At 40.1% G+C, this 26,726-nt stretch carries 28 protein-coding genes; 25 read left to right on the top strand and 3 right to left on the bottom strand.

Going from position 1 to position 26,726, the window contains the following annotated elements:
* The first annotated feature begins 245 nt into the window (after positions 1-245).
* The 22 genes from RBB56_RS06620 (at position 246) to RBB56_RS06515 (ending at position 22,461) form a co-directional block, all read left to right on the top strand.
* Positions 246-1,181, top strand: a complete 936-nt coding sequence (locus RBB56_RS06620) for an SDR family oxidoreductase (protein ID WP_331526677.1) — start codon at positions 246-248, stop codon at positions 1,179-1,181.
* A 121-nt stretch (positions 1,182-1,302) separates the two neighbouring features.
* Positions 1,303-2,214 carry an AraC family transcriptional regulator gene (locus RBB56_RS06615; RefSeq protein ID WP_306721592.1) on the top strand — a complete coding sequence of 304 codons (912 nt, stop codon included), beginning with the start codon at positions 1,303-1,305 and terminating at the stop codon, positions 2,212-2,214.
* A 319-nt stretch (positions 2,215-2,533) separates the two neighbouring features.
* Positions 2,534-3,007, top strand: coding sequence for a pyridoxamine 5'-phosphate oxidase family protein (locus RBB56_RS06610; RefSeq protein ID WP_306721591.1), 474 nt, complete (start codon positions 2,534-2,536; stop codon positions 3,005-3,007).
* A gap of 216 nt (positions 3,008-3,223) precedes the next feature.
* Positions 3,224-3,673: a helix-turn-helix transcriptional regulator gene (locus RBB56_RS06605; protein WP_306721590.1), complete on the top strand. Its 450-nt coding sequence runs from the start codon at positions 3,224-3,226 to the stop codon at positions 3,671-3,673.
* Positions 3,674-3,995: 322 nt separating this feature from the next.
* The gene (locus RBB56_RS06600; RefSeq protein ID WP_306721589.1) at positions 3,996-4,730 is read left to right on the top strand and encodes a GntR family transcriptional regulator; all 735 of its coding nucleotides are present in this window, start codon (positions 3,996-3,998) and stop codon (positions 4,728-4,730) included.
* 275 nt (positions 4,731-5,005) lie between these two features.
* A complete protein-coding gene (locus RBB56_RS06595; protein ID WP_306721588.1) occupies positions 5,006-5,755 on the top strand; it encodes a GntR family transcriptional regulator in 750 nt (249 codons plus the stop codon).
* A gap of 62 nt (positions 5,756-5,817) precedes the next feature.
* On the top strand, positions 5,818-7,014 hold the full coding sequence (locus RBB56_RS06590; protein ID WP_331526674.1) for a BMP family lipoprotein: 1,197 nt from the start codon (positions 5,818-5,820) through the stop codon (positions 7,012-7,014).
* 29 nt (positions 7,015-7,043) lie between these two features.
* Positions 7,044-8,585, top strand: a complete 1,542-nt coding sequence (locus tag RBB56_RS06585; RefSeq protein ID WP_306721587.1) for an ABC transporter ATP-binding protein — start codon at positions 7,044-7,046, stop codon at positions 8,583-8,585.
* A complete protein-coding gene (locus RBB56_RS06580) occupies positions 8,578-9,651 on the top strand; it encodes an ABC transporter permease (protein WP_306721586.1) in 1,074 nt (357 codons plus the stop codon). The genes RBB56_RS06585 and RBB56_RS06580 overlap by 8 nt, the downstream gene beginning before the upstream one ends.
* Entirely contained in the window at positions 9,651-10,568 is a 918-nt protein-coding gene (locus RBB56_RS06575; protein WP_306721585.1) for an ABC transporter permease, read from the top strand. The genes RBB56_RS06580 and RBB56_RS06575 overlap by 1 nt, the downstream gene beginning before the upstream one ends.
* Positions 10,569-10,583: 15 nt before the next feature.
* Positions 10,584-11,159 carry a cysteine hydrolase family protein gene (locus RBB56_RS06570; RefSeq protein ID WP_306721584.1) on the top strand — a complete coding sequence of 192 codons (576 nt, stop codon included), beginning with the start codon at positions 10,584-10,586 and terminating at the stop codon, positions 11,157-11,159.
* A gap of 32 nt (positions 11,160-11,191) precedes the next feature.
* Positions 11,192-12,145, top strand: coding sequence for a carbohydrate kinase family protein (locus tag RBB56_RS06565; protein ID WP_306721583.1), 954 nt, complete (start codon positions 11,192-11,194; stop codon positions 12,143-12,145).
* On the top strand, positions 12,142-12,897 hold the full coding sequence (locus tag RBB56_RS06560; RefSeq protein ID WP_306721582.1) for a nucleoside phosphorylase: 756 nt from the start codon (positions 12,142-12,144) through the stop codon (positions 12,895-12,897). The genes RBB56_RS06565 and RBB56_RS06560 overlap by 4 nt, the downstream gene beginning before the upstream one ends.
* A 27-nt stretch (positions 12,898-12,924) precedes the next feature.
* Positions 12,925-13,716, top strand: a complete 792-nt coding sequence (locus RBB56_RS06555; protein ID WP_306721581.1) for a BtpA/SgcQ family protein — start codon at positions 12,925-12,927, stop codon at positions 13,714-13,716.
* Positions 13,717-13,756: 40 nt separating this feature from the next.
* Positions 13,757-14,905, top strand: a complete 1,149-nt coding sequence (locus RBB56_RS06550) for an iron-containing alcohol dehydrogenase (protein WP_306721580.1) — start codon at positions 13,757-13,759, stop codon at positions 14,903-14,905.
* A 2-nt stretch (positions 14,906-14,907) separates the two neighbouring features.
* Positions 14,908-15,621, top strand: a complete 714-nt coding sequence (locus RBB56_RS06545; protein WP_306721579.1) for a tryptophan synthase subunit alpha — start codon at positions 14,908-14,910, stop codon at positions 15,619-15,621.
* A 365-nt stretch (positions 15,622-15,986) separates the two neighbouring features.
* Positions 15,987-16,082, top strand: coding sequence for a putative holin-like toxin (locus RBB56_RS06540; RefSeq protein ID WP_306721578.1), 96 nt, complete (start codon positions 15,987-15,989; stop codon positions 16,080-16,082).
* A gap of 231 nt (positions 16,083-16,313) precedes the next feature.
* A complete protein-coding gene (locus RBB56_RS06535) occupies positions 16,314-16,856 on the top strand; it encodes a calcineurin (protein WP_306721577.1) in 543 nt (180 codons plus the stop codon).
* A 109-nt stretch (positions 16,857-16,965) separates the two neighbouring features.
* Positions 16,966-18,030, top strand: coding sequence for an N-acetylmuramoyl-L-alanine amidase (locus tag RBB56_RS06530; RefSeq protein ID WP_306721576.1), 1,065 nt, complete (start codon positions 16,966-16,968; stop codon positions 18,028-18,030).
* Positions 18,031-18,252: 222 nt separating this feature from the next.
* Positions 18,253-19,125: a PRD domain-containing protein gene (locus tag RBB56_RS06525; RefSeq protein WP_306721575.1), complete on the top strand. Its 873-nt coding sequence runs from the start codon at positions 18,253-18,255 to the stop codon at positions 19,123-19,125.
* Between the two features lie 20 nt (positions 19,126-19,145).
* The gene (locus tag RBB56_RS06520; RefSeq protein WP_306721574.1) at positions 19,146-21,029 is read left to right on the top strand and encodes a glucose PTS transporter subunit IIA; all 1,884 of its coding nucleotides are present in this window, start codon (positions 19,146-19,148) and stop codon (positions 21,027-21,029) included.
* A 13-nt stretch (positions 21,030-21,042) separates the two neighbouring features.
* Positions 21,043-22,461, top strand: coding sequence for a glycoside hydrolase family 1 protein (locus tag RBB56_RS06515; RefSeq protein WP_306721573.1), 1,419 nt, complete (start codon positions 21,043-21,045; stop codon positions 22,459-22,461).
* A gap of 506 nt (positions 22,462-22,967) precedes the next feature.
* Here the strand turns inward: RBB56_RS06515 and RBB56_RS06510 are convergent.
* The 3 genes from RBB56_RS06510 to RBB56_RS06500 all read right to left on the bottom strand — a co-directional run bounded on the left by RBB56_RS06510 (position 22,968) and on the right by RBB56_RS06500 (position 24,679).
* Complete coding sequence (locus RBB56_RS06510) at positions 22,968-23,396, bottom strand: DUF3788 domain-containing protein (RefSeq protein WP_306721572.1); 429 nt, start codon at positions 23,394-23,396, stop codon at positions 22,968-22,970.
* Positions 23,397-23,418: 22 nt separating this feature from the next.
* Positions 23,419-23,694, bottom strand: coding sequence for a zinc ribbon domain-containing protein (locus RBB56_RS06505; RefSeq protein WP_306722104.1), 276 nt, complete (start codon positions 23,692-23,694; stop codon positions 23,419-23,421).
* Between the two features lie 61 nt (positions 23,695-23,755).
* On the bottom strand, positions 23,756-24,679 hold the full coding sequence (locus RBB56_RS06500) for a helix-turn-helix transcriptional regulator (RefSeq protein WP_306721571.1): 924 nt from the start codon (positions 24,677-24,679) through the stop codon (positions 23,756-23,758).
* A 103-nt stretch (positions 24,680-24,782) separates the two neighbouring features.
* Between RBB56_RS06500 and RBB56_RS06495 the strand changes: the two genes are divergently transcribed.
* The 3 genes from RBB56_RS06495 to RBB56_RS06485 all read left to right on the top strand — a co-directional run bounded on the left by RBB56_RS06495 (position 24,783) and on the right by RBB56_RS06485 (position 26,608).
* Complete coding sequence (locus RBB56_RS06495) at positions 24,783-24,917, top strand: HAD family hydrolase (RefSeq protein WP_306721570.1); 135 nt, start codon at positions 24,783-24,785, stop codon at positions 24,915-24,917.
* Between the two features lie 33 nt (positions 24,918-24,950).
* The gene (gene pfkB / locus RBB56_RS06490; RefSeq protein ID WP_306721569.1) at positions 24,951-25,871 is read left to right on the top strand and encodes a 1-phosphofructokinase; all 921 of its coding nucleotides are present in this window, start codon (positions 24,951-24,953) and stop codon (positions 25,869-25,871) included.
* Positions 25,872-25,984: 113 nt separating this feature from the next.
* Positions 25,985-26,608 (top strand): YczE/YyaS/YitT family protein, encoded by a 624-nt coding sequence (locus tag RBB56_RS06485; protein ID WP_306721568.1) that lies wholly within the window; start codon positions 25,985-25,987, stop codon positions 26,606-26,608.
* Positions 26,609-26,726 lie beyond the last annotated feature (118 nt).

Genomic DNA, 26,726 nt, shown 5'->3' with positions numbered 1-26,726 from the left:
ATTAGCTGTATACACTACTCCTACTTTAGCATCAGAATCATATACTAAAAGTAAGTTTACATCCTTACAGGTATTATCGTGTAACACAATCGATGTCTCCAATCTTTTTTAGTCACTTATATTCATAGTATATTAAATAACTTAATAATTGATAGTAAAATCAATATAGAAATCTGAAAAGTATACACTGCAAGGCCTTAGTAGCATAAAATAATGTTAAGATGTTTTCTGAGGACAATATTAAATTGGAAGGTAATCAATTTTACAGCATTAAAAATAAGGAACAGGATTATCCCATGTATCCTAATTACGGGAAAATAACACAATATGAAGAGGTTCCGATTGCAGTACCTGAACAACGTCAAATACGACAGCCTGGCCTTGAAAAGTTAATGTTACCAAGGCCGATTATAGAAAACTGTAATTATATAGGAAGTGGAAAGCTAAAAGATAAAGTTGCACTTATAACAGGTGGTGATAGTGGTATTGGTGCAGCCATAGCAATATCTTTTGCCAAAGAAGGTGCAGATGTTGCCATTTCCTATTTAGACGAGCATGAGGACGCTCATCGAACGAAAAAGAGAGTCGAAGAATTAGGACGGAGATGCTTACTTTTACCTGGAGATTTAAGGGTAAAAGAACAGTGTATTTTTATCGTTGATAAGACGATTAAAACCTTTGGTAAGCTTAATATTTTATGCAATCATGTAGGCATACAATTTCAACAGTTAAGCCTACTTGATATCTCAGACGAACAGTTTGATGATACCTTTAAAGTTAATATATATTCACATTTCTATACTACGAGAGCTGCACTCCCCCATTTAAATCCAGGTGATTCAATCATCAATACAGCATCCGTTGTAGCTTATTATGGCAATGATCAACTAATTGATTATAGTGCATCGAAATCTGCTATCGTCGGCTTCACCCGTGCACTTGCCAATAATCTGGTAAGTAAAGGTATCCGTGTGAACGCCGTTGCCCCCGGGCGGGTATGGACTCCGTTAATCCCTTCTAGCTTTTCTGCAGATACCGTTACTCAACCCGGTAACCCTATGCAGCGTAACGGGCAGCCTTTTGAAATTGCACCTGCCTATGTTTATCTTGCCTCCGATGATTCACGTTTTGTAACCGGGCAAACAATTCATGTAAATGGTGGTCAGATAACTTCGTCTTAACAATTATTAAATGATGTCAGAGTCGTTATGAATTTATATTTCACACGGTTGACAAAAAGAGCAGACACGGTCAAGCATTTGTTTTTCGACCGTGGTATATTTTTATAGAGAGGGAATTATAATGCATGCATGGGAAGCCATACAGAAAACGCTGAATCACATCGAAGAGCATATCGGCGAGGAAATGCAAATCGAGGAGTTGGCAGAAATTGCCGCACTTTCACTGTTTTATTATCAGCGATTGTTCACGCGATTGGTAAAAACATCGGTCCGGGATTATATAAAATTACGTCGATTGGCAAGGGCAACCGCTCCGCTGCGTGATAAGAAAAAACATATTATCGACATTGCAATGGAATACGGTTTTGGCAGTCACGAAACTTTTACGCGAGCTTTTAAGGAAACTTACGGTATTACCCCATCGCAGTACCGGGATAAACCTGTTAGCTTACAGAATTTTCATAAACCTGATTTACTCCTTGGCTACATAGTGATAGATGAAGGTGTGCCGCTGATTAGTGACGGATTGGTGCTGGAAATGAACCGAAAATTTCTTGAAGAACCGATTTGTTTTCTCGGTGTGACGGGATATTATCCATTCAAATATGGTAAAATGTCCGGAGAAAGAACCGGTGTCGATACGGTCAGTGAGATTTGGGACAGGTTTTTCGGGGAACTTCCGAATATTCCTCGTGTCTCGAAAGGACGTTTGATCGGTGTTTCTTATCACGGCGATGCACCAGACGGTTATTCCAGTTATTTTATTGGAGCAGAAGTCGCAAAAGATAAGGAAAGCCGTAATTTTGCAAATTGGCAGCTGCCTGTACGGGAATATGTAGTTTGCGGATTCGAGGCAGAGAGTCACGACCAGATGATTATTTGTATGGGAAAAGCGATGAAATACACTCGATTTTGGTTGAAAAAGCATGATTTGATTGCCGATGGATTTTTCCCCGAGATGTATTATCAAAATACGTCCGGTGTCGCTTATGCGGAGTTGTGGATTCCTTTTAAGAAACGGGAAAAGACATAAGATCAGTAAAGTTTAAGTAATTGCGAAACAGATAAGTTGTGAAAATTTCATACACAACAAATATAGATGGTAAAGAAAGATGGTATGAAAGTTTTCCAAGCTCTGGTTATGCCAAGCACTATGCTGAGCCAGAGAAGGAATCCTTTTCAGCAAAGGCTTCAAGGGATTCCTATATCTCCGCTCCGTGGCCTAAAATCGCTTGAAAAATCTTTCATACCATTCTTTCATATTTAAGTTGTGCTAGTTGTGTATGAAATTATAACAGTTGATGAGTTTCGCAATCATCTAAATTAATAAAATTAATTGGGAGGAAAATGAAATGAGTATGTATGAAGAAGGATTAAAATTAATTGATGAGGCATTCGGCAATGGAAAGGATAATAACATCTCGCTGGCGACAATTGCGCTTGAGCCGAGTATAGACGGAAAACCTTGCCCTAACGTCCGTGTTGTGGACGCTTATTATGAAGACGGTGCATTTTATGTTGTCACATATGGAAAATCGAACAAAATGCAGGAAATTGCACAAAACTCGGAAGTTTCAATTGCGGCTTGTCATGAGATGTTTACTGCTTGCGGAGTAGGTGAAAATCTCGGTTGGGTGCTCGACCCTAAAAATGCTGAAATAAGAAACAAGCTTCGCAAAGCCTTTTCCGATTGGTACGACATGGCAAATAATGAAAAGGATGAAAACTGCGTTTTTTTAGCAATTCATCTCACAAAGGGAATTTTAAATGTAAACCATTGGGAAAAACTATATCACATGGATTTTACCAATAAGACTTGCCAATAAGACAGAATTTGAGTATTTTTAGGGGCACTTTCCAATTGAAAATTTGGTCAGTGTCCTTTTGTTATGGTCGAAAACAATGAAGACAGTGCCCAATGAGTTATGATCTGAGCTCCGTAATGTTAAGAAAACGGGCATAAATGTGAAATGCTGTTGGTAGATTTCTATCCATATATCACCTATACTTGGTTTACATATAAAAAGAAGGAGGTAATAACTATGAGTTTAGGAAACAGTTTATTCAGTGCCCGGAAAAGAAGCGGCTTATCGCAGGAAGAAGTGGCAGAAAAGCTAGGTGTAAGCAGACAGACTATTTCTAAATGGGAGCTTGATGAAACACTCCCGGATATACGCCAGTCAAAAAAATTGTCTGCCCTATATCATATTACTTTGGATGAATTAGTAAGTTTTGATATCGAAGTAAAAGAAATTGAAGAAGTCATCGAAAAGACAAGCGAAGAAACTCAAAAGAAAATTGATTGGACAAAGATGTGGGGGAAAAAATACCCGGTTTTGACAACCTATCAGCAGGAGGTTAAAGTTGAGGCTTATATTATAAAATTAAAAGAAATGCTAGCCCGATTGCAACAGGAATATGGATATAGTGCCGAAGACGCTTTTCTGGTTCTGAAAGATATCTTAGCACAAATTTGGAATAGAAAAGGCTAAGAATGCACATTTGTTATTGATATTCCCGATCGGGAAAATATCAGTGGTTCTGTTGGCGGAAGGATTTATAGAGACGAATAATCAATCCATGTTGAATCTAATTGAAACAAGGGAGGTGGGATGCTATAATAAAGGGGAAAAAGGATGATGTAAGTCGTACATGGCTGTTCGATTCTTACGCCTGTGGAGAAGCATTCGAAGAGAGTGAATAGATCTCGTTTCAATATTGATAAGGTTATTAGAGTGACAGTATTTCGTAAAACATTTGAGTAAAGATCTATCCACAAAATCACAAATACTATGAAAAAGAGGGGCAATACGAATGTATGAAGAAAGGCTGGTACCAAAATATTATCTGTTAAAGCAGGAAATCATTCGCAAAATTGAAGCCGAAGAATATACGACCCAGAATCTGATTCCAAGTGAACGCGAGCTTATGGAGCAATATCATGTAAGCCGGATAACAGTCCGCAAAGCGATTGATGAATTGGTAATTGAAGGCTATCTATACCGGATACAGGGAAAGGGAACTTATGTAAAGGGAGATGAGAGAGGAAACGATCTCTTTTCACTTGTCAGTTGCACACAGGCTGTGCGCGATATGGGGATGGAGCCGAGCAAACAGGTAATAATCTCCGAAATTGTTAAAACTGACAGAAAAAGAGCCAAAGCGTTGAATCTTGCAGACGAAGATAAGGTCTTTCGTTTAGGCAGGGTTTTATATGCCGACAAGGAGCCTCTAAATTACACGTTAACCTATCTTCCGCTTAAACTTTTCCCCAAATTAGAAAAACATGATTTTGCAAAGGAGTCTTTATATCAGGTTTTGACTGGTGAATATGACGTAGTGATTACAAAGGCACGAAGAACCATAGAAGCGGTTCTGGTAAAGGACGAAATTGCTGAGTACTTAGAAATTGAATCGCGGATGCCGGTCATTCTTTTTAGCTGTGTTACCTTCGGGCTTATAAATGGACATGAGTTGCCAATCGAGAATTTTAAGTGCTATTATCGAACCGACAAATACAAATTTTACATTGATCAGGTTGCCAAGTAAATGGCAACCTTTTTTTCTGCAAAAGATTGTTCCGAAGAGTTTTCATAGAAAAATACAGATATCAATACTTTAAATGTTATTTGTAGTGGTTCTTACAACGTATTTTGATGCGTCAGAAAATTACATAGTACAAAACACACAAAATACATAGAGATAAAATAAAAAAGTTGGATAATATGTTGACAAAATAGAAAATAGCGTTATAATAAAAATACAACTGGTCATGACGACATGACAACATGATGACATAACAATAAAAAAGAAAGGGGAGAAGAATGGAGGAAAGCAGAATTCCCAAATATTTTGTATTAAAAAAAGAACTGATACAGAAGATAGAAGAGGAAGAGTATGGCCCCAGTACATTGATTCCCAGCGAACGAGAATTGATGGAGCAGTATCAGGTTAGCCGGATTACGGTGCGAAAAGCGATTGATGAGTTGGTGGCAGGGGGTTACCTTTATCGAATTCAGGGTAAGGGTACATATGTCAAGAATGATGAGGTATACAGCCAGAACTTGTTTGCTATTACGAGCTGTACCGAGGATGTAATTCGGTTGGGAAAGACGCCTTCAAAAAAAGTAACGGTCAGTGAGGTAATTGCAGCAGATGCAAAGAGAGCAAGGATTTTAAATGTGGCTGCCAATGATAAGCTGCTTCGGCTAGGGAGGATTACGATGGCGGATGGGGAACCGTTGAATTATACGATTACTTATCTTCCGCAGAAGATATTTCCGGGGATTGAACAGTATGATTTTAACGAACAGCCATTATATCAATTGATCCAGAATCAGTATCATGTGAAATTTGCAAAATCCAGAAGGACACTGGAAGCTGTTCTAACGGATGAGGAGATCGCTGAATATCTGGATATTGACGAGCAGTTACCGGTTATTTTGTTCGGTTGTGTGACCTATGGAGTCGTGAATGGAAAGGAGATACCGATTGAGTATTTCCAGTGCTATTACAGAACCGACCAGTACAAGTTTTATATGGAGCAGATAGGTGATAGCAGTAGCAGGAAGTGAAGTGCAGACAGTCCCGGGAGAAGAAGATAAAAATTGGGGCTTATAATGTAGGAGGTTAAAGGATGAATAAAATGAAAAAGTTTTTAGGGGTTGTTTTAACGGTAACCATGGCAGTAGGATTATTCACCGGTTGCGGTGCAAAAAGTGAAGAAAATAAAGAAAACGGTGCGAAGTCCGATGTTAAAATTGCTATTGTTTGTGATTCCGCAGGGCAAAACGACAATGGATATAACCAATCTGCAGTAGCAGGGGCGAAGAAAGTTGCGGACGAGCTTGGCGTGGAATATAAGGTCGTGGAACCTACCAATGGAGTTCCGGCGGCTTTGGAAACTCTGTCAGGGGACGGTTATAATGTTATTTTCAGTTTGGAGTACGACTTCGATGCATTGATAAAAGTAGTAGGAGGTTCCAAGCCGATTGCGGAGATGTATCCGGATACTACATTTGTAATCTTTAATGACAATCCGAATATTGATGCGAGTGGAAATGTACTGCACAAAAACGTAATTTCTGTACTCTTCGATGTTCATGAAGCATCCTATATTGCAGGTGCTCTATCTGTTCAAGCATTGGAAAATGCAGATGTTTTGTTTGCTGCCAATCAGTACAAATTTACTCCGATCGATCAGGGAGGACGCACTATTGGATTTGTAGGCGGAACAAATTCTAACGGTATTACTGTATTTTCTTATGGATTTATTGAAGGAATCAATCAGGCTGCTGCCGATCTAGGTGTTAACTATGACTACTATGCAAAATATGATGCAGGTTTTTCTGATCCGGCAACCGGAAGCACAGTAGCGGGTACCTTCTATAATCAAGGCGCTAATTTGGTATATGCGGTAGCGGGAAGTGTGGGCGACGGTGTTGCGGCTAAGGCAAAAGAAGAAAGTAAGCTGGCAATCCATGTAGATGCAGATAAGGATGCCTTACAGCCGGGATATATTTTAACCAGTGTAATCAAAAATACCGAAGTGCCGGTATATGACATTACGAAAGCGGTTGTGGAAGGAACAATAAGTGAGACAGAAAATTTACAGACCTTTTCATTGGCTTCCGGTGCAACCTCGATTACGGATTTGACAGAGATTCAGAAGGTATTGGCAGATACTGATGAAGCGAAAGCAAAGTGGGATGAGATTATTAAGTATCTTGATGATTTAAAAGCAAAGATTGGTGACGGAAGCATCAAGGTTACCAATGCTCAGGTTGGAGAAGAACTTGATACAGCATCATGTACAAATATAACCATTAAATGATATAAACAATAAAATGGGAGATTCTACGTATGAGCATGATAGAAGTAGTGAACTTAACAAAAAAATTTGGAGATTTCACAGCCAATGATGCGATTAACCTGAGTGTGGAAGCGGAAGAGATAAAGTGCATCGTAGGAGAAAATGGTGCGGGAAAATCTACTCTGATGAATATGCTCTATGGCCTTCTACAGCCTACCAGCGGGAAAATCCTGATTCGCGGTAAGGAAGTCAGGTTAAACAGCCCTATTGATGCTATCGCAAATGGGATAGGCATGGTGCACCAGCATTTTAAGCTGGTGCCCAGCCTGACAGTATATGAAAATATTCTTCTGGGTGTTGAAATTTGCAAGGGCAGGACTCCGTTTGTGGACAAAAAAGCAGAGATTGAACGGGTTCAGCGCTTGATTGAGGAATATCATTTTGAGTTGAATCCATTGGATAAGATTGAAGATATTTCCGTAGGCGGCAGACAACGAGTAGAAATTTTAAAGATGCTTTACCGCAATGTCGATATTTTGATTCTGGATGAGCCAACGGCTGTGCTGACACCGAAGGAAGTCGATGAACTTATGGTCAATCTGAAGAATATGAAGAAACAAGGGAAGACGATCATCATTATCACTCATAAGCTGCGTGAAGTTATGGAGGTCAGTGACAGTGTTACCGTAATTAAACGCGGAAAGGTAGTAGGCAGCGTTTTGACCAGGGAGACGAACGAAGAGGAATTAGCCCAGATGATGGTAGGGAGAAACGTTGTTCTGACGGTGGACAGCAGCAGAAAGAAGCCGATTCAAGAGGAAGTGGTATACGAAGCAGAGAAGCTTTGTACGACCAATGCTTACGGCAAAGAAGTTGTTTCCGATGTATCCTTCTGTGTGCGAAAAGGAGAAATTCTCGGAATTGCCGGAGTAGAAGGAAACGGGCAGTCAGAGTTGATAAAGGTAATTACAGGGTTGATGGAATCCACCAGCGGGAAGGCCACTTTTTTAGGACAGGATATTACAAACCAATGGCCGGCAAGGTTGCGAGAGGAAGGGATGGGAATTATTCCTGAGGACCGTTATGCACAAGGACTGTGTAAGGATATGAGCGTTGCGGAAAACTGTATTGCCGGTTATCACGGAGATAAAGAGGTCTGCCAGAGGGGAATCCTGAATCAAAAAGCCATTTGCCAAAGAAGAGATGGATTCATAAAAGAATTTGATATACGAGTTGGTGACTTAGACGGTAAAGTTTCCTGCCTTTCGGGTGGAAATGCGCAAAAAATTATTGTTGCCAGGGAGCTTTCGGCAGATCCAAAGCTTTTAATTGCTTGTCAGCCTACTCGCGGTGTGGATATTGGTTCCATCGAGTTTATTCACAAACAGATATTGAAATTCAGGGATGAAGGAAATGCAGTCATACTGGTATCCAGTGAGCTTTCCGAAATACTCAGTCTTTCGGATCAGGTTCTGGTTATGTATAAAGGGAAAATTTCCGGTAAAATGTACCGCAATGAGATAGATTCGGTAGCGCTTGGATTGTTTATGGCAGGAATAAATTCGAAAGCAAAGGAGGCCGCGCATGAGTAAAGAAAAGCAACTGATAAAAAGTATACTAAACTCGATATTGCCGATTTTGCTGGCTTTTATCATTGGCGGCATTGTAATTGCAGGGATAGGTGAAAATCCTCTATCTACTTATTGGATTTTGTTGGAGAAATCTTTTCTAACTTCCACAGGCTTTATGAACACCTTACATTATGCCTCGCCGCTGATTATTACCGGTCTGGCGATTGCGGTAACCTTTAAGGCAAATTTATACAATATGGGTGTGGAAGGACAGCTTTTGCTTGGAGGATTTTTTGCAGGAATCTGCGGTGCTTACATACACAATATGAATCCCCTCCTGCACAAACTTATCTGTTTTGCAGTGGGCATCCTTTGCGGAATGCTGTTTGCTTTGATTCCGGCAATCTTAAAGGCAAAATGCGGTGTCAATGAAATGGTAGTAACTCTGATGTTGAATTATGCAATGGCAAAGCTGTTGGAGTTTTTATCCACCGGTGTATTCCGCGATTTGAGCTCCGGCTACGTGGCAACCCCTACTATTGCGGAAGGTGCGATGTTTTCCAGATTTGGCAGGTCGCGGCTGACGATGTTCTTTTTTATAGCGATTGTAGTGCTGATAATTATGTATATTGTGATGAAAAAATCGAAGCTTGGATATGAACTGACTGCACTCGGAATGAACCCGGAATTTTCAGAAGCGGTAGGAATGAACACTGGTAAAAAGACTATTGTACTGATGCTGTTAAGCGGAGCGCTGGCAGGGCTGGCAGGAGCAGGATTTATGATGAGCGAACAGTTTAAATATACGCTGAGTTTCTCCGGTACTCCCGGCCTTGGCTGGGATGGAATGCTGATTGCCCTTTTAGGAGGACATTCACCGATTGGTATTCTGATTGCTGCTGTTTTTTATTCAGCTCTTAAAACAGGAAGCGATAATATCAATATGTATACGAATGTTCCGAAGGAAATTGTGGCCTTGATTCAGGGGCTGATTATATTATTCCTGGCCGTAAAATTCATATCCGATAACCGCGATATATTTGCACGGTTCAAAAAAGTAGGAAAAGATAAAAAGGAGGCAGCATAATGGGTTTGTTGAGTAATATTTTGTATGACACGATCTATCACAGCACACCGATCATTCTCTGTGTTATCGGCGGAATGTTTGCTTATAAGGCAAATGTTTTAAATATTGCGCTGGAAGGAATGATGCTTAATGGTGCTTTTGTGGCAACCCTTGTGATGTTCTTTAGCGGAAGCTTGCCATTATCCATTTTTCTAGCTGTTTTATCGACGCTTGTGTACGGTTTTATCTTTTCGATACTCGGAATCAGCTATCGTGGAAATGTAATTGTGGTAGGTCTTGCAATCAATCTGATAACTTCTGCAATTGCCGGGTTTGTCATGCAGATAATGGGTACGGCAAACATAACGCTGCAGAATGTTAATATTGCAAACTATAAGATTCATATACCTCTGATTGGAAAAGTTCCGCTTCTTGGAAGTATCATAAGCGGACATCCGCCGATTACTTACTTGGCATTTATTGGAATCGCCTGCTCTTATGTGCTGATGTATAAGACTAGATTCGGTATCTATGTGCGAGTGGCAGGAGAAAATGAGGACTCTGCCTCCAGCCTGGGAATCAAGGTAAATTATTATAAGTATGCGGCAGTACTAATCGGTGCTTTCTGCTGTGCTTTGGCAGGGGTGAATCTTTCGGTGGAACGTCTGGGCTTATATACCAACGACATGACGGCCGGGCGTGGATTCATTGCCATTGCTGCAATCTATTGCGGTCAGGGACGTCCGGTGTTGTCTTCGATGTATGCGATTTTATTCGGAGTGGCCAGGGCATTGGCGGTAAATTTAAGTATTTATGCGGGACCGGCTTCCGGTTTGTTCGATATTATTCCATATATTATTATGGTAGCCGTACTGGCAATAGTTTCCGGCGTAAAATATAAAAATATAAAAGAGCGGGGACTTGGATCCGCGATGTGATGGAGGTAGGGACAGATGGCAAAGACGACGAAGACGGCTTTATTAATTGTAGATATGGTAAAGGACTTTACTGATCCGGAGGGGCTTGTTTTCTACCCCCAAAATAGAAAAATTCTGCCGCGGATAAGAACGGTCCTTGAAACCTGCCGGGAAAATGGGGTTTTAATTGTATTCTTACAGCACTGTAACCGAAAGGGGAAATTCGACCGCAAAGCGGCAAGTATGCGCCCTAATTGTATTGAAGGAAGCGGTGGAGAGGAAATAGATCCGATGCTTTTGGTGGATGAGGAAAAGGATTATATTATCAAGAAACGACGCTACAGCGGATTCTTCGGTACGGATCTGGATCTGGTGCTGCGGGAAAACGGAATCAAAAATGTGTTGGTGGTAGGGACTAAGACCAATTGCTGTATCCGGGCAACGATTACCGATGCCTTCTATCTGGACTATGACGGATATGTAATCGGTGATTGTGTGGCAACTAATTCCGAAGTGGTGAATCAGGTTCATCTTGAGGATATTAACAAGTATTTAGGTACTGTCATCGATAGTCACGAGTTGTTTCGCAGGCTGAGCGAAGGAGAATTATAGAAGAAAGGTAACTATTACGAAAGGGAGCGGACATGAAACAATATGATGTAATTACCAGCGGATATGTGAGCATGGACCATATTATCAAAATTGCTACACCGGCAAAAGTAGGATTTACTTCGCTGGTGACCAATAGGGACAATGCTAGAATTCAGTATGGCGGTTGTTCTGTAAATATTGCCTATGCGCTCTGCAGGCTGGGAAAGTCGGCCTTACCGCTTTTGCGTGTAGGAGGCGATTGGGAGAATAATGGATTTAAAGGATTTCTGGAAAATGGCAGGGTACCTCTTGATGGGATTAAAGTTCTGCCGGAGGAGACTACCTCTCTTTGTTACTTGATTCAAGATAATAACAATAATCATATTACAATCTTTTATCCTGGTTCGATGGATGGTTCGTTAGCAGAGCCGGTGGAAGATAATTTGTTTCAAAGTGTGCGGCTTGGAGTGATGACTGTAGCTTCCAGAGAAGATAACCGCATATTCTTTGAACAGTGTAAAAAACATCATGTACCGATAGTATTTGGGATGAAGGATGATTTTGATGCCTTTCCCGAACCGTTTTTGAGAGAAATTTTAACCGAAAGTGATATTATTTTTACCAACGAAGTTGAACGGGAAATTATAGAAAAACTATACGGGTTTAAAGATATTACAGAGTTGTTTAAAATCGGACGTGCACGTGTGATAGTTACAACCCTTGGGAGTGAAGGCAGTATTTACTATGAACGGACTTCAGAGGGAGCTAAAACAGAGAAAATCGGTGTGTGTCCGGTGGAAAAGGTAGTGGATGCGACCGGATCCGGCGATTCTTATATGGCTGGGTTTCTGTATGGCTATCTGAACGGAATGAATTGCGCAGAGTGCTGCCGTATGGGAAGTGTGCTCTCTTGGTTCGTATTGCAAAAGGAAGGCTGCTGTACGAATCTGCCGACAGAAGAGGAGTTTTTGAAAAAATACCATCAGGTAAAGGAGGATAAAAAATGAGTACTTTATATTCCGGAGTAGAAGCGAAGGACATTTCAAAATATGTAGTGTTTTCCGGCGATCCATGGAGGGTGGAAAATGTAAAAAAATATCTCGACAACCCAAGGCAGATAGCCTTTCGGCGAGAGTTCAATACCTATACAGGAACTTATAAGGGTGTGGAAATCACTGTCACCAGTACCGGAATCGGTGCTCCTTCTGCAGCAATTGCAATGGAGGAGATGTATGAGGCCGGTATGGAAGTAGCGGTTCGTATGGGAACTGTGATGGCACTGGAGGATGACTTACTCGGAAAATTTATTATTCCGGTAGCGGCAATGAGACGGGAAGGTACCAGCGGCACTTACGTGGAGGAAAGTTATCCGGCGGTGGCTGATTTTGAGTTGGTGCAGTCGATGAATCGGACCGTAACCGAGATGGGAGCAGAGTATCGTAACGGATTGAATTGTACGATGGACGGTTTTTACAGTCATATGCACGATTCCAAATTTTCAAAGGAATGGGGCAGAGATATGAGCCAGACTTTTGAGGAATTAAAAAAACTGCATGTAGTTGGAATTGATATGGAGTCCTCCTGTATGCTGACGCTTGGACGGTTAATGGGAATAAAAGCCTGTGTCGTAACGATTACGACGGTATTGGAAAATTTAAAGGAGGTTCTCCTTGGAGAAGAAAGAGTGGCGGCTGAAGATTTGCTGTGCCGCGTCGCTCTTGAAGGAATCTATCAGTATCATCAGGCGGTAGAAGCATAGTAACTGGTTGAAAGGAAGGGTGAAACGATGAGCAAGAAGGAAATTTTAACGGGAAAAGAAACCACGATTATTGGTATGGTACATTGCCCTGCGCTTCCGGGGACGGCAGGTTTCGACGGAAATTATCAACGGATTATAGAACGCGCAGTAGAGGATGCTGTGACATTAGAGAGGGCAGGTGTGGATGCATTAATTGTGGAAAACATGGGAGATACGCCGTTTTCGGCCATTATGGATACCCCACAGGTTGCAGCCCTATCGGTGGCAGCTATGGCGGTGCGGCAGGCTGTAAAAATTCCGATAGGGATTGATGCCGCGTTTAATGACTGTAAAGCTTCCCTTTCGATTGCCGGTATCACGGGTGCTGACTTTGTAAGGATTCCGGTATTTGTGGATACGGTAGTATTCACCGACGGTGTTATTTATCCGGCAGCCAGAGAATGTATGATTTTCCGTAAGAATATGGGGTTGGAGCATGTAAAAATTTTGGCCGATATACAGGTAAAACATGCCCATATGCTGATTTCGGGAATAACGGTTGAACAGTCGGCAAAAGAGGCCGCTGATAATGGTGCTGATGCAATTATTGTGACCGGTAGTGTAATTGGAGCTGAGACACCGATTGCGGCAATTAAGAAAGCCAAAAATGTGGTAAAGATACCTATTTTGGCGGGCAGTGGCGTGAATGCACATAATATAAAAGATCAAATGGAGATAGCAGACGGTGCGATAATCGGTTCCAGTCTGAAAAAGAATGGAAAGATTAGCAACCCAATCTCCTACGAACTGGTAAGGGAAGTAATAGAAGGATTAATGTAAGAGATGAACAAACTGAAATAGAGAGAAGAGGAAGAAAGCTATGATGAGACCGATGAAGCTGGCAGGAAGCCAGTTGTTATTTGGAGAAGGATGTCTGGAGCACTTAAAGAGCCTGAATACCAAAAGGACGTCCATTGTAATTGGTGGATCCAGTATGATAAAGAGCGGAATGCTCGATACGGTAAGAGCTTATCTACAGGAGGCAGGCGCTGAGACGATGGTCATTGACGGAGTAGAACCTGATCCGGCTTTTTCGACTGTAGTGCGGGGAGCCGAACAAATGAAAGAATTTGGACCTGATCTGATTGTCGCCTTGGGCGGAGGCTCTGTAATGGATGCAGCAAAGGCGATGTGGGTGTATTATGAGCATCCGGAGCTGACAACCCTGGAGGAGTTGCTGGAAGCCAATCCATTCCCAAAGCTACGGAAAAAAGCGATTTTTTGTTGTATTCCATCTACAGCCGGAACGGCTAGCGAGGTATCGCGTTCGGTTGTAATTTCCGATAAGGAAACGGGTATGAAGCATGGTCTAGGGAACATGGAAATGATGCCGGATATTGCGATCTGCGATCCACAGGTGACAATGTCGATGCCGGATAAAATTACCGCCGAGACAGGAATGGATGCGCTGACTCATGCGGTTGAGGCATTGGCTTCCACAAGAGCGAATTATATCGGTGATATTCTGGCAACGCAAGCGGCTCTCGATATCTTTACCTATCTGCCAAAAGCATATGAGAATGGCAATGACGGCGAGGCAAGAGAACATATGCTGAATGCCTCTATGGCAGCCGGAATGGCTTTTACCAATGTATCTCTTGGAATTGTACATTCAATGGCGCATACTTTGGGCGGATGTTTTCATATTGCGCATGGATTGGGCGATGCGATGCTTTTGCCTTATGTGATTGATTTTAACAGTCAGGATGAAAGGGCAGCAGAAATTTACCGTCAGCTCGCTGAGAAGGCAGGCGGAACTAATTTGGCAGATATGGTACGTGAGCTAAATAAAAAGCTTAATATTCCGACTGGTTTTTGTGAAGTCATTTCCGATGAAGCGGCATATATGAACCGTCTCGATGATATGGCGATGGCAGCCAGTGCGGATGGATGCACGAAAACAAATCCTATAAAACCAAGTTTACAGCAGTTTAAGGAACTTTTCATAAAGGCATATAAGGGAGAATAGGCATGGAAATTATTTTATATTTATCCAATGGATATCCGAACCTGGAGAGCAGTTATCAGACAGCAATTGAATATGCAGATGCAGGCTGCAAAATTATAGAAATTGATTTTCCTTCCCGCAATCCATATTTAGAAAGTGAGTACATTGCTGACCGAATGAAGCATGCTTTGAGCGTCTGCGATGACTATGAAAAGTATATGGAAAGTATCATTGCCATAAAAAAGAGACTGCCGGATACTCAGTTTTTACTGCTGGCTTATGAAAATACAGTTGAGGAGATCGGAATTGAAAAATTCATTGGTTTCTGTAAACAGAACGAAATTGAGGACATTTTACTGGTTGGATTAAAAGATGAAGTGATAAAAAATGAAATTATTGCCAGCGGATTAAAAGTTTCATGCTATGTACAGTATCAGATGATGCAGGAGGAAATTGATTCGGCGATACAGTCCAATGGATTTGTTTATATACAGGCTAAGCCGGGCGATGAAATCAACCCTCGGTATAGAACCTTAAAAGACTGTGTTAAGCACCTGCGCGATTGCGGTATCGAACGCCCGATTTACTGCGGCGTAGGAATACATACACCGGAGGACGTGAAGATGGCGAAGGAAGCAGGAATCGATGCTGCTTTTGTCGGAAGTACAATTTTAAAATTGCATGATAATATTCCGTTAATGAAGGAGACGATTCGGGAATTTAAGGCACAGTGCTAAGTGAATAAAAGATAAGACGTATGAGAGGTAACAGTTTCATACGTCTTTTTTGCGATATACAAGGATTATTAGAGAAAGGGTACACGCAGCGCTAATCCCCCTTGAAAAGCTATAATGCATTGGTTTATGTGAGGACGGCGTCCCCATCCACAATATTAGAGTGAAAATTACAATAGGCGTATAATAGGCACGCAATGTGAGTGTAGCAAGAGATATTCGCGAGGAAAAACAGTGTATTTGAACATAGAGATTTTGGGAGTTTTAGGATTGTTTGCAACGAAAAAGTGTGCTATGATTTTTGGAGAGAGTAATCGTGTTATAGGGTGGTAGCCTCCCAAACTAGAGATAGAGGGGAGGTGGTGCAGATGAGTACATATGAAGCAATATCTTTAATGATAACGTTTGGAATGTTAATCATAGCACTGCTTGCCTACATAGATAGGAACAACAAGCGAAAATAAAAAGCCTACCTTGTTACTTGACCGGTACAGGTAGGCTTTAACAGTTATCTGGAGGTTAACCACTTTGTGGACGGTTACTCTCTTTTTATGTCTTAATTATAGTATGTGATGCGGAAAATTGCAAGAGGTGAAACGAATGACTTCATATATATTTTGGGTGATGTTTTGGATAGAGGGGATAAAAGTCGGGAACTTCTTTTTTAAATTAAGCAATATATAGATAGAGGAGTAATGTGCTTAATTAAAGGAAATCACGAATTATTTGCACAAATGTATTTGGAAAGCCGTTTAGAAGCTAAGCAATGGAAATTATGGGGCGGTGTTGGTACAATAAGAGAGATAGAAGCGTTGACAGACTTTCAGTTAAAGGAGTTGCATGGTTTCCTTCGAGATTTAGAACATTATAAAATTATTGATTTTTCGAAATATAAAAAGGCTGTTTTGACACATTCAGGTCTGCATGCAGATTATATAATGGGGCTTGCAGATGGAGAAATTGATATTGTGCGGTCGATTGAAAGAGCAGTACAAGAAGATGAATTTGATTATCTTATTTCAAATGATTTGCATTATGTACCTGCAAGACTAATAGATAGAATAAATATGTTCGTTATAGTCGGACATGTTCCGGTTATGTCGATCAATGATGATAACTCATACAAGATAGTACATAAAAAGAAGTATATGTGTATGGATACGGGTTCCGGTTATAGAAAAGACGGCGGTAAAATATCAATGTATCGGATTGATGATAATACTGAATATTATATATAAGTAATATTACAGCGATAATCAATGTTTATGCCGGAGCAAATTCGCTTCGTGGGTTTTGTCAGAATTTAAGTTGTATCATAATGTAAAAAGAAGGGGAAAGAAGGATGCTATGAAAAATATTATACTTATAGTGGCAATCAGCCTATGTACCGTTTTAGGCGCAGGCTGTATGGCCGATAAAAATGCCGGTGTTGAAGGTGAGATAAAAGTAGCCGAAGAAGCGGAGCGAACTGAAGAAATCATTAAAGATACCATGCAATCTGAAGAGGCGATACAATCCCAAGAAAATACTTCGGAAGAAATGGCAGAAGATTCTGACTTGGCTGAAGGGTCAGCAGAAATAGAGGTAATACAGGTATATACAACGGATCGTATTAATATAAGAACAAGTCCATCAATGGGAGAGAATGTTTATAAAACACTAGCCCGCGGTACGGCGTTAGAAAAAATTGAGGATATAGAAGACGGATGGAGCCGGATAGCGCTGGATGGAAATGAATATTATGCCAAAACGGAGTATTTAGATGAGAAGCCGGTAGTTTCAACTACGGAAGGGCATCTAATTGCAATAGATGCAGGCCATCAGAGTAAAGGTAATAGTGAGAAAGAACCTATTGGGCCGGGATCCGGTGAGATGAAAGCAAAAGTATCCGGCGGTACCAGCGGAGTTTCTACCGGACTTAAGGAGTATGAATTAAATCTGGAAGTAGCGATTAAGTTGAAAGAAGAATTGATAAATAAGGGTTATGATGTATATATGATTCGAGAAACTAATGATGTAAATATCAGTAATTCAGAAAGAGCACAAATGGCATATGATGCCGGTGCCGAGATATTAATTCGAATTCATGCGAATGGATCTGAAGATTCAAGTATAAATGGAGCGATGACAATTTGCCAGACGGCTAATAGCCCTTATGTATCGCTTTACGATCAAAGCAAAAAGCTTTCTACATGCATACTCGATGCAATGGTAGATAATACAGGCTGTAGAAAGCAATCTGTATGGGAAACAGATACAATGAGCGGGATTAACTGGAGTTTAATTCCGGTTACTATTGTGGAAATGGGATATATGACTAATCCGGATGAGGATCAGAAAATGGCGACGGATGAGTACCAGTATTTGATTGCAGAAGGTATCGCAAATGGAATTGATGAATACTTTCAATAATAATTTAATCAAAGTTGTTTAATACTAATAAAAGACGAACTATAAAATCTACATTTTATACAAGAATATGATTATATGGAAAGATTGATTGACAAAATTGTGCACTTTTAATATAATACAATCATATCAAGCGTATTACTATTAGATTAGGTACAACCTTGCACTATGGTGTAAAGTTGTGCCTTTTTTTGTGCCTTAATTTAAGAATAGGAGGTGATTTTGATGAAGATCAAAAAGCCGTTAGGAAATAATGCAGTATTAACAGAAGATAAAAATGGCATTGAACAAGTCGCCATAGGAAATGGGATTGGATTTAAAAAAAGAGCAGGGGATGAAGTTGAGCAAAGTAAAATTCAAAATTTATATATTGTAAAAGATGAAGATACTAAGAATTCGGACGTAGAAAAAGCGATTCAGAATATTCAGCCTGATAATATTGTGCTGGCCAGCAAAATTATCAAAGCGGGAGAAAAAGAATTAGGGTATAGATGTAATGATTCGATATTATTGGCTTTAGCAGATCATTTGGATTTTGCCATTACACGTGCGAAGAACAATACGTTCTTTAGTACGCCATTAGAATGGGATATTCGAGTGATCTACCCAAAAGAGTATGAGTTCTCATTAAAAGCAATTCAATATATATCGGATTATTGTAAAATTGTCATACCTAATCAAGAAGCTCCATTCATTGCTTTACATTTCATTAATTCTCAAATAAATGAATCCAATAGCTTGAATGACATGACAGAAACAATATTATATACAGGAATAATTCAAAATATATTGGATATAACGCGATATCATTATGGATTTAAAGTAGATCAGAATTCCTTTGAGTTTTCACGATTTGTCGTTCATATTCGTTATTTTGTGCGAAGACAATTGGGAGGAATTGAGGTTAATAACAATTCTGAATTAATGGAGGTCATTGCGGAAAAATGTCCGTTTGACTATTCTTGTGCGAAAAAGATAGAGGAATTTCTTGTTCGTGCCTACAAATGGAAAATAAGTAAAAGCGAACTGTTATATTTAACATTGCATCTTAATAGGGTTTCTACTATTGCAAAAGATTCAGATTCAAAGAATGTTTAAATTATGAAAGGAATGAAAATATGAGCATTATAGATGAGAGCAAGGAGTTAATAAGGCTTCTTGGCGGAGAAAAGAATATTATTTCTTTAGTACATTGTGCAACGAGATTACGCTTTCAGTTAAATGATGATAATAAAGTAGATACTGAAGCGATTAATAAACTAAGATTCGTATTATCAGTAGTAAATAAAGGTGGACAGTATCAAGTAGTAATAGGACCGTCAGTTTTAAAGTATTTTGATGCAATTAATGATCAAATAGATATTAAAATTTCGAAAGAATCAAACAAAAAAATAAAAAAGGGCGGGTTAGCGGACTTTGTAATTCGTTGTATTTCGGGTTCCATTACCCCCTTGTTACCGGCTATTTGCGGAAGTGCATTAATTAGAGCAATTCTTTCTGCCTTAGTTAATTTCGGTGTCCTTGATGAAACCAGTTCAACATGTTTGGTTTTGACGGCAGCAGCAAACGCTGTTTTTTATTTCTTGCCTATTTTAATCGGCTTTACGCTTTCTCAGCAATTAAATGTAAACCCGTATGTAGGAGCAGTACTTGGAGCTACTTTACTCGAACCGAATTTTCAAAGTATCATCGGCGAATCAGGAACCACGTTTTTAGGCATTCCTTTGAAAGCAATCGATTATGGCTCCTCACTATTGCCTATATTTATAATCATATTGATCTATGCTTATTTTGATAAATTCTTAAGGAAATATGTGCCGGATGGAATTGCGATGTTTATGGTTCCTTTCTTAGAATTAATTATTCTTGTGCCTTTGGGAGCCATTGTTTTTGGACCTTTTGGAACTATTATATCAGAATCTATCGCAGGTATCGTTTCATATTTGTTCAATTTAAATACAGCCATAGCAGGCGCAATCTTAGGTATGTTTTATCAAATTTTTGTTATTTTCGGTGTTCATTGGGGATTAGCACCCATATGCTTTGATTCATTATCGAGAACAGGATTAGATCCCTATGAAGGAACCGGTGGTATCGCTTCGAATTACGGTTGTGCCGGAGTTGCATTCGGTGCGTATTTAAAAGCTGAAAAACATTCTAAAATGAAGGCAGTTGCAGCTTCTTGTTTATCCTCACAATTATTAGCCGGAGTTGGTGAACCTACTTTATATGGTATTGTCTTAAAGCACAAACGTTTAATTCCTACTACAATGATTGCAGGCGGTATTGGCGGTTTTATCGCCGGATTATTTGGAGGGGCTGAAAAAGCATACGTATTGCATAATGTGTTCTCCTTAGGATTTATGTCATATACTCCGATGCATGGAATTTTAATTGCTATCATTACGGCTTTTGTTATTTCAACGGCATTGACATATTTTTGGGCTATTCCGGAAAGTGAAATGGAAGATTACAGAATTCAAAAAAATGATATAGCTCCTTTAGTATCAAAAACATTCCAGGCAATTGAATCAAGTGCCGATGGGTTCAAAAAGTTAGACGTATGTTCTCCGTTAGATGGAAAGGCAATCGAACTTAAAGATGTAGAGGACGAAATGTTTTCAAAGGGAATTCTGGGAAAGGGTTGTGCTATCATTCCCCAGAATAATGTAGTGGCGGCCCCTTGTGACGGTGAAGTAGTTGTTTTGTTCCCATCAAAGCATGCGGTAGGAATAAGAGCAGAGAATGGATCGGATATTTTGATTCATATTGGATTAAATACAGTAATGAATGAAGGAAATGGATTCAGAGAGTTTGTAGAAGTGGGTGATTATGTTCATGTCGGTGATAAATTAATTGAATTTGACAAAGCAGAATTAGAAGATAAAGGCTATAATCTCGTAACTCCTGTTATTGTTACAAACGAGGATTCATATAGCAACATGAATATAGTAGCGAAAGGTAAGATCAAAAGTGGAGATGTCATTTTCGGCATTGAATAAAGGAGTATTAAAAATGAAAAATTTTCCGGAACAATTCTTATGGGGAGGGGCTATTTCAGCTAATCAAAGTGAAGGGGCTTTTCATGAAGATGGCAAAGGGTTGAGTACCGCTGATTTATTGTGTAAAGAAACGTATGGTAAAGATGAGATGAAATTGGAATTAGATCCTGATTATTATTATCCTTGCCACACAGCGATCGATTTTTATCACACATATAAAGAGGATATTCAATTGTTTTCAGAAATGGGATTTAAATGCTTTAGGTTGTCCATTCCCTGGAGCAGAATTTTCCCCAACGGTGATGACGAACAGCCTAATGAAAAAGCGCTCAGACATTATGACGATCTATTTGATGAATGTCATAAATACGGTATCGAACCGTTAGTCACATTATCCCATTGTGAAATGCCGGTAGCATTATTGAAAAAGTATGGTGGGTGGAAAAATAGAGATATGATTGATATTTTTGTGAGATATGCGAAAACCGTGTTTACAAGATATCGAAATAAAGTAAAATATTGGATCACATTCAACGAAATTAATTTTATTTTTATGAAAGGATTTTTATATCAAAATGGCGGGGTCATTTTACGCGAAGGAGATAACATTAAACAATTGCAATATCAAGTTGCTCATAATCAATTTGTTGCAAATGCAAAATGCGTAAAACTGTGTCATGAAATTATTCCCGGTTCTTATATCAGCGCAATGATGGAGGCGGCAATTGCCTATCAACCAACTTGCAATCCTGCGGATGTATTTAAGACATTATCATCGAATCAAGAATACACATATGCTTATCTGGATGTATTGCTTAAGGGTGAATATCCTTATTACTGGCTAAATAGAATTGAAAAAGAAAATCTGAAAATAGATATGCGTCCGGAGGATCTTCAGATTATAAAAGAAGGAACCGGAGATTATATTCCGTTCAGCTATTACATGAGCAGAATGCCGGTGGAACTGGATAAGGTGGATCTTTCGGATAGCAGTGGTTCGACAATTTTTGAGAATCCCTATTTAGAAACGAGTGAGTGGGGCTGGTCGATAGATCCGATAGGATTGCGTATAGTATTGAATGATTTTTACACCAGATATGGAAAACCGTTATTTATTGTTGAAAATGGATTAGGAGCAAACGATATATTAACTGAAGATTATAAAGTACACGACGATTATCGAATCAGCTATTTGAGAAAACACATCGAACAACTCCGTTTAGCTATAGATGATGGGGTTAATGTGTTAGGTTATACGACTTGGGGATGTATCGACTTGGTTTCCCAATCTACGGGAGAAATGAGCAAAAGATATGGATATATCTATGTAGATTTGAATAACGATGGAACAGGTACGGGTAATCGATATAGAAAAGATAGTTTTTATTGGTATAAAAAAGTTATAGAAACAAATGGAAATGATTTGGAATGACTAGTATAACCTACCCAAATTAACCACATGAATTACTTGTCTGAACTTCCGGATGCACCATCCAAAAAGCCTCGATGTATGTGGGTTATACTAAGGGGAAAATATCCCCACTATATAGACGTAAGTATTCAGCCATAAAGATTTAATAAGTGATATTTTAAGGACATTTCCTGAGTGGGAAATGTCCTTTTTTTATTCTATAGGAAAGACCTTGTTGCATTAAAGTATAAAAGTGTTGATCCTATAGAATAAAAGCACTCCGTGCAGGATGCGCAGCTATGCGCGCGGAACAAAAGCTGTGCTGCTAAAAGTTTAAATCGCGAGAGTGGACGAAGCACACTTTTGTTCTTTAATAGGAAAGTGCTCCTATTAAAGAACCGATTGATGCGCAGCTACGCGCGCGGAACAAAAGCTGTGCTGCTAAAAGTTTTAATTGCGAGAGTGGGCGAAGCACACTTTTGTTCTGTAATGGGCAGCGAGCAATTAATTGATGACTTCTTACCCGATTATTTCTTTTTCTTCACACGCAGGGCAATGAGAGCCTTGACATCGCATAGAATTTCCGGAGAGGCAACACGAATCATCAGCCAGCGTCCGCCGTTAAACGGTTCGGTGTTTTGATAAAGTTCCTGAAGATAGTCGGTACAGGTGACAAGTAGTAGATCAGCTTCCATGGCTTCCCTGCTGCCTATGGACACGAGACAGGTGAAAAATCCCTCTGCAGGGTAGAGTGTGCAAAGGGCACGTCCGCTCTTTTTATACTTGAGGTTCCAGCCCGGGGCACCGGAACAGATGCTATATTCCACTGTGGGAGAAACGCCATAAGAATTTTCCAGATGGCTGCACAGCTCATCCCACAAGGGGTTGTTGATATATGCGGATATTGCTGATAGATCCGGTCGGTTATCTTTGGGATAAAACTCATGCCAGTTCACTTGTCTATGCCCCCATCTCTTTTTACTGTGCTTTCCAGCGTTTTAGTGTGGGGAAAAACTGCTGCATCATTTCCCGCGCTTTTTGGTCGGTCATGCCGGGTGTGTGTTCTACCATTGGCTGGACACAGAATTCAATCATCTCGTCCATCGTGCTGTTTGAGGTGAACGCCCCATTTTCATAGCAATATTTGCAGTAGTCGGTATTCTTACTGCCGTCCGCTTCTGCACCGTACCACTCATCTGTGTCGCCCATAGGCATACCGCAACTCTGACAAAAATTCTGATTCTCATAGTTCATTATAATTTCCTCCTTGATTTTAATAATCCTATGATACCAAACAAAAGCTGACAACTGTATGTCATGTTTTGTGGTGGTCGGCAATTTTTTGTGCGTATTTCGATAATTCATTCCGAAGTTCAGGAGGTTCCAACACATCAATTTCAGTGCCAAAAGAGAGCAGATAGCTAATTACCCAACTGTCCATTGGGAAATCTACTTCTACCATAAAGCTGCCATCCGGCTGTGATGTAATAAGGGGTCGGTCGAATTCATCGTAGACTCGAAAAGCAAGGCGATCCGTCATGCGCAATTTCAAATGGACCGCAGAAAAATACGGTGCCTCCACTTCAATGGGTGGAATTTCATCTTCATACTCATCGCTAAAGGTATCACCTGTTCCTGACATCTCGATGATTCGTCCCACTTTAAAAAAGCGAAAATCATCGGCCTTGCGGCAAAATGCCTGTAAATACCAATGCTTGTCCTTATAAATTAGCTTAAGCGGACAAATGATGCGATTCGTTGTTGCACCGGATACGCCGCAATATGTCAGGTTCAGCATTTGCCGCCCTATAATTGCTGTCTTGAGCATTTCAAATCGGGCAGTATCCATCTCCCTCATACCCCAACGGGAGAAATCCACTTCAATCCAATTATGGCGCGGCTTTTGGAATGTGGTTCCGAGCTTTTGTAACAAAGCATCCACATTTCGGTCAGTTACTTTCAAGCTCTGTATGGCAAAAAGAAGTTCGTTCTGTTCATCATCAGAGAGCAGCATTTTGTCAAAGGTATAACCGGGCAGCAAAGAAATGCCTCCGCCTTTTCCTGCCGAGGTATAAATCGGAACGCCTGCCATAGAGAGTGTTTCCACATCCCGATAAATGGTGCGTACGGAAACCTCTAGGACATGGGAAAGCTGAGGGGCAGTCATCGTACCCTTTTCCAACAGCAGATAAATTATTTGAAATAAACGATAGTTCTTTATGACCTTCACTCCAATCACTATAGTATTATGGATTATTATAGCACGGAATATTGACAGATTCTATGTAAGTGTCTGAAAAGAGAGCACCTATGCCTTTGGGGATAGTCAAAATAATATAGAAATGTTAGAATATGTTGGTGTAGGAATTGCCATGGGTGATGCTCCTGAAGAAGTAAAAAAAATAGCTGACTTAGTGGCAGGAAAGTTTGCCCGGGATAGAGTGACGATAGGGCTTAAACAGTTAAGGTTTATATAATGTGATAATAGAATTGGAAAAGGAGGATGTTGTATGGTTTATACAGTAACCCTCAATCCTTCATTGGACTATGTTGTAGCTGTCGATGATTTTCGGTTGGGACATACTAATCGAACCGGTTCTGAGCGTTTAGTGCCGGGAGGAAAGGGCCTCAATGTCTCTGCCGTACTGATGAATCTGGGCATTCAGAGCACGGCATTAGGGTTTGTTGCCGGATTTACAGGAGATGAGGTCAGTAGGTATATTGAAAGTCTTGGGATTAATAACGGATTCATCCGGGTGAAAGAGGGGCTTACCAGGATAAACTTAAAGCTAAAATCAATCGAAGGAACAGAGATTAACGGACAAGGACCTAAGATTAATAAAGAAAAAATCGCTCAACTTATGGAGCAACTTGATCAGCTTGAGGAGGGCGATGTTTTGTTCTTATCCGGCAGTATCCCTGCCTCTATGCCTGAGGATATTTATCAAAGGATTATGAAAAACTTGGATGGACGCAGCGTGAAGACGGTAGTGGATGCTACAGGAAATTTGCTGCTGAATGTGCTTCCTTATCGCCCATTTTTAATTAAGCCGAATAATCACGAATTAAGTGAACTCTTTCAGGTGGAATTAAAGACAAGAGCGGAGGTTCTGCCTTATGGTAGAAAGCTTCAGCAAATGGGTGCGAAGAATGTGCTGATTTCTCTGGCTGGCGAGGGTGCTGTTTTGCTGGCTGAAGATGGGACTGTTCATAGCAGTCCGGTGCCCAAAGGAAATCTTGTAAACGGAGTGGGTGCAGGGGATGCAATGCTGGCTGCATTTATGTATGCCTGGATGGAGAGCCGAGACTATGGGCGGGCATTTCATTGGGGATTGTCAGCCGGTTGTGCAACGGCTTATTCGGAGAAATTAGCGACTAGGGCAGAAATAGAAGCAATATATCGAGAAGTTCGTACCATGAATGGAATGTAACTGTGAGATGCCCTTTTATTTATTCTGATTATGTTTGCTTTCCGGAGACAAATCCGTTAAAATAGAAAAATCGGCTCAATTTTTACATATGAGACAAAGGGAGATACTAAGCAATGGAAAATAGAAATCGAAGAATTGTGATGTCATGTGTCGGAATAATTATATGCGGTATTAGCGTTGCATTATTTCGAATGGCACATTGGGGAACGGATCCGTTTCAAACATTTTGCGCGGGAATACAGGAATTAACAGGAATTAGCTTTGGATTATTATATATGATAATTAATGGACTTATGCTACTTGTTGTATTCTTGGTACAGAGAAAATACATAGGAATCGCAACGGTCCTAAATATAACATTGCTTGGCTATGTAGTGGAGTGGACATATGGCTGGTTACAAAGACAATATCCTGTAGAAAGCATTAGCAGTAAGATCATATTTTTGTGTTTGGGATTATTGCTTTTATGTATAGCGTCCTCTTTGTATTTTACGGCAGATCTCGGTGTTTCGACCTATGATTCAATCGCACTGTATTTATCTGAGAAAAAGGTGGCGCGATTCAGCATATGCCGTATTGGTACCGATTTATTCTGCGTAATTACGGGTGGACTTTTGGGCGCACCAGTAGGAGTGGGAACAGTTATTACCGCCTTTTGTATGGGACCGTTAATCCAATTCTTTAACAAGCATTTAGCACAGCCAATATTACTTTATCAAAAGAAGAAACCGGGATGACCCCGGTTTTTTTGTTTATAAAATATCATATGTTGTATAATCTGTACATTTTATGGTAAAATATTAATTATAAATTATTGTATTTTACTTAGAGCATCAATTGTCCTACTCCCGATAA

It is taken from the genome of Kineothrix sp. MB12-C1 (assembly GCF_030863805.1).
In the GTDB taxonomy this organism is placed as follows: domain Bacteria; phylum Bacillota; class Clostridia; order Lachnospirales; family Lachnospiraceae; genus Kineothrix.
The sequence above is the reverse complement of the archived record's forward strand: the minus strand, read 5'-3'. Positions and strand labels throughout refer to the sequence as shown.

What these genes read in the sequence shown, in the direction of transcription:
- RBB56_RS06555 (WP_306721581.1), top strand. Translation starts at nt 12,925, where the DNA reads ATGAGCAAGAAGGAAATTTTAACGGGAAAAGAAACCACGATTATTGGT.
- RBB56_RS06595 (WP_306721588.1), top strand. Translation starts at nt 5,006, where the DNA reads ATGGAGGAAAGCAGAATTCCCAAATATTTTGTATTAAAAAAAGAACTG.
- RBB56_RS06560 (WP_306721582.1), top strand. Translation starts at nt 12,142, where the DNA reads ATGAGTACTTTATATTCCGGAGTAGAAGCGAAGGACATTTCAAAATAT.
- RBB56_RS06565 (WP_306721583.1), top strand. Translation starts at nt 11,192, where the DNA reads ATGAAACAATATGATGTAATTACCAGCGGATATGTGAGCATGGACCAT.
- RBB56_RS06570 (WP_306721584.1), top strand. Translation starts at nt 10,584, where the DNA reads ATGGCAAAGACGACGAAGACGGCTTTATTAATTGTAGATATGGTAAAG.
- RBB56_RS06550 (WP_306721580.1), top strand. Translation starts at nt 13,757, where the DNA reads ATGATGAGACCGATGAAGCTGGCAGGAAGCCAGTTGTTATTTGGAGAA.
- RBB56_RS06515 (WP_306721573.1), top strand. Translation starts at nt 21,043, where the DNA reads ATGAAAAATTTTCCGGAACAATTCTTATGGGGAGGGGCTATTTCAGCT.
- RBB56_RS06540 (WP_306721578.1), top strand. Translation starts at nt 15,987, where the DNA reads ATGAGTACATATGAAGCAATATCTTTAATGATAACGTTTGGAATGTTA.
- RBB56_RS06545 (WP_306721579.1), top strand. Translation starts at nt 14,908, where the DNA reads ATGGAAATTATTTTATATTTATCCAATGGATATCCGAACCTGGAGAGC.
- RBB56_RS06615 (WP_306721592.1), top strand. Translation starts at nt 1,303, where the DNA reads ATGCATGCATGGGAAGCCATACAGAAAACGCTGAATCACATCGAAGAG.
- RBB56_RS06590 (WP_331526674.1), top strand. Translation starts at nt 5,818, where the DNA reads ATGAATAAAATGAAAAAGTTTTTAGGGGTTGTTTTAACGGTAACCATG.
- RBB56_RS06520 (WP_306721574.1), top strand. Translation starts at nt 19,146, where the DNA reads ATGAGCATTATAGATGAGAGCAAGGAGTTAATAAGGCTTCTTGGCGGA.
- RBB56_RS06530 (WP_306721576.1), top strand. Translation starts at nt 16,966, where the DNA reads ATGAAAAATATTATACTTATAGTGGCAATCAGCCTATGTACCGTTTTA.
- RBB56_RS06610 (WP_306721591.1), top strand. Translation starts at nt 2,534, where the DNA reads ATGAGTATGTATGAAGAAGGATTAAAATTAATTGATGAGGCATTCGGC.
- RBB56_RS06605 (WP_306721590.1), top strand. Translation starts at nt 3,224, where the DNA reads ATGAGTTTAGGAAACAGTTTATTCAGTGCCCGGAAAAGAAGCGGCTTA.
- RBB56_RS06505 (WP_306722104.1), bottom strand. Translation starts at nt 23,694, where the DNA reads ATGAACTATGAGAATCAGAATTTTTGTCAGAGTTGCGGTATGCCTATG.
- RBB56_RS06525 (WP_306721575.1), top strand. Translation starts at nt 18,253, where the DNA reads ATGAAGATCAAAAAGCCGTTAGGAAATAATGCAGTATTAACAGAAGAT.
- RBB56_RS06600 (WP_306721589.1), top strand. Translation starts at nt 3,996, where the DNA reads ATGTATGAAGAAAGGCTGGTACCAAAATATTATCTGTTAAAGCAGGAA.
- RBB56_RS06495 (WP_306721570.1), top strand. Translation starts at nt 24,783, where the DNA reads ATGTTAGAATATGTTGGTGTAGGAATTGCCATGGGTGATGCTCCTGAA.
- RBB56_RS06485 (WP_306721568.1), top strand. Translation starts at nt 25,985, where the DNA reads ATGGAAAATAGAAATCGAAGAATTGTGATGTCATGTGTCGGAATAATT.
- RBB56_RS06580 (WP_306721586.1), top strand. Translation starts at nt 8,578, where the DNA reads ATGAGTAAAGAAAAGCAACTGATAAAAAGTATACTAAACTCGATATTG.
- RBB56_RS06585 (WP_306721587.1), top strand. Translation starts at nt 7,044, where the DNA reads ATGAGCATGATAGAAGTAGTGAACTTAACAAAAAAATTTGGAGATTTC.
- RBB56_RS06575 (WP_306721585.1), top strand. Translation starts at nt 9,651, where the DNA reads ATGGGTTTGTTGAGTAATATTTTGTATGACACGATCTATCACAGCACA.
- RBB56_RS06535 (WP_306721577.1), top strand. Translation starts at nt 16,314, where the DNA reads ATGTGCTTAATTAAAGGAAATCACGAATTATTTGCACAAATGTATTTG.
- pfkB (WP_306721569.1), top strand. Translation starts at nt 24,951, where the DNA reads ATGGTTTATACAGTAACCCTCAATCCTTCATTGGACTATGTTGTAGCT.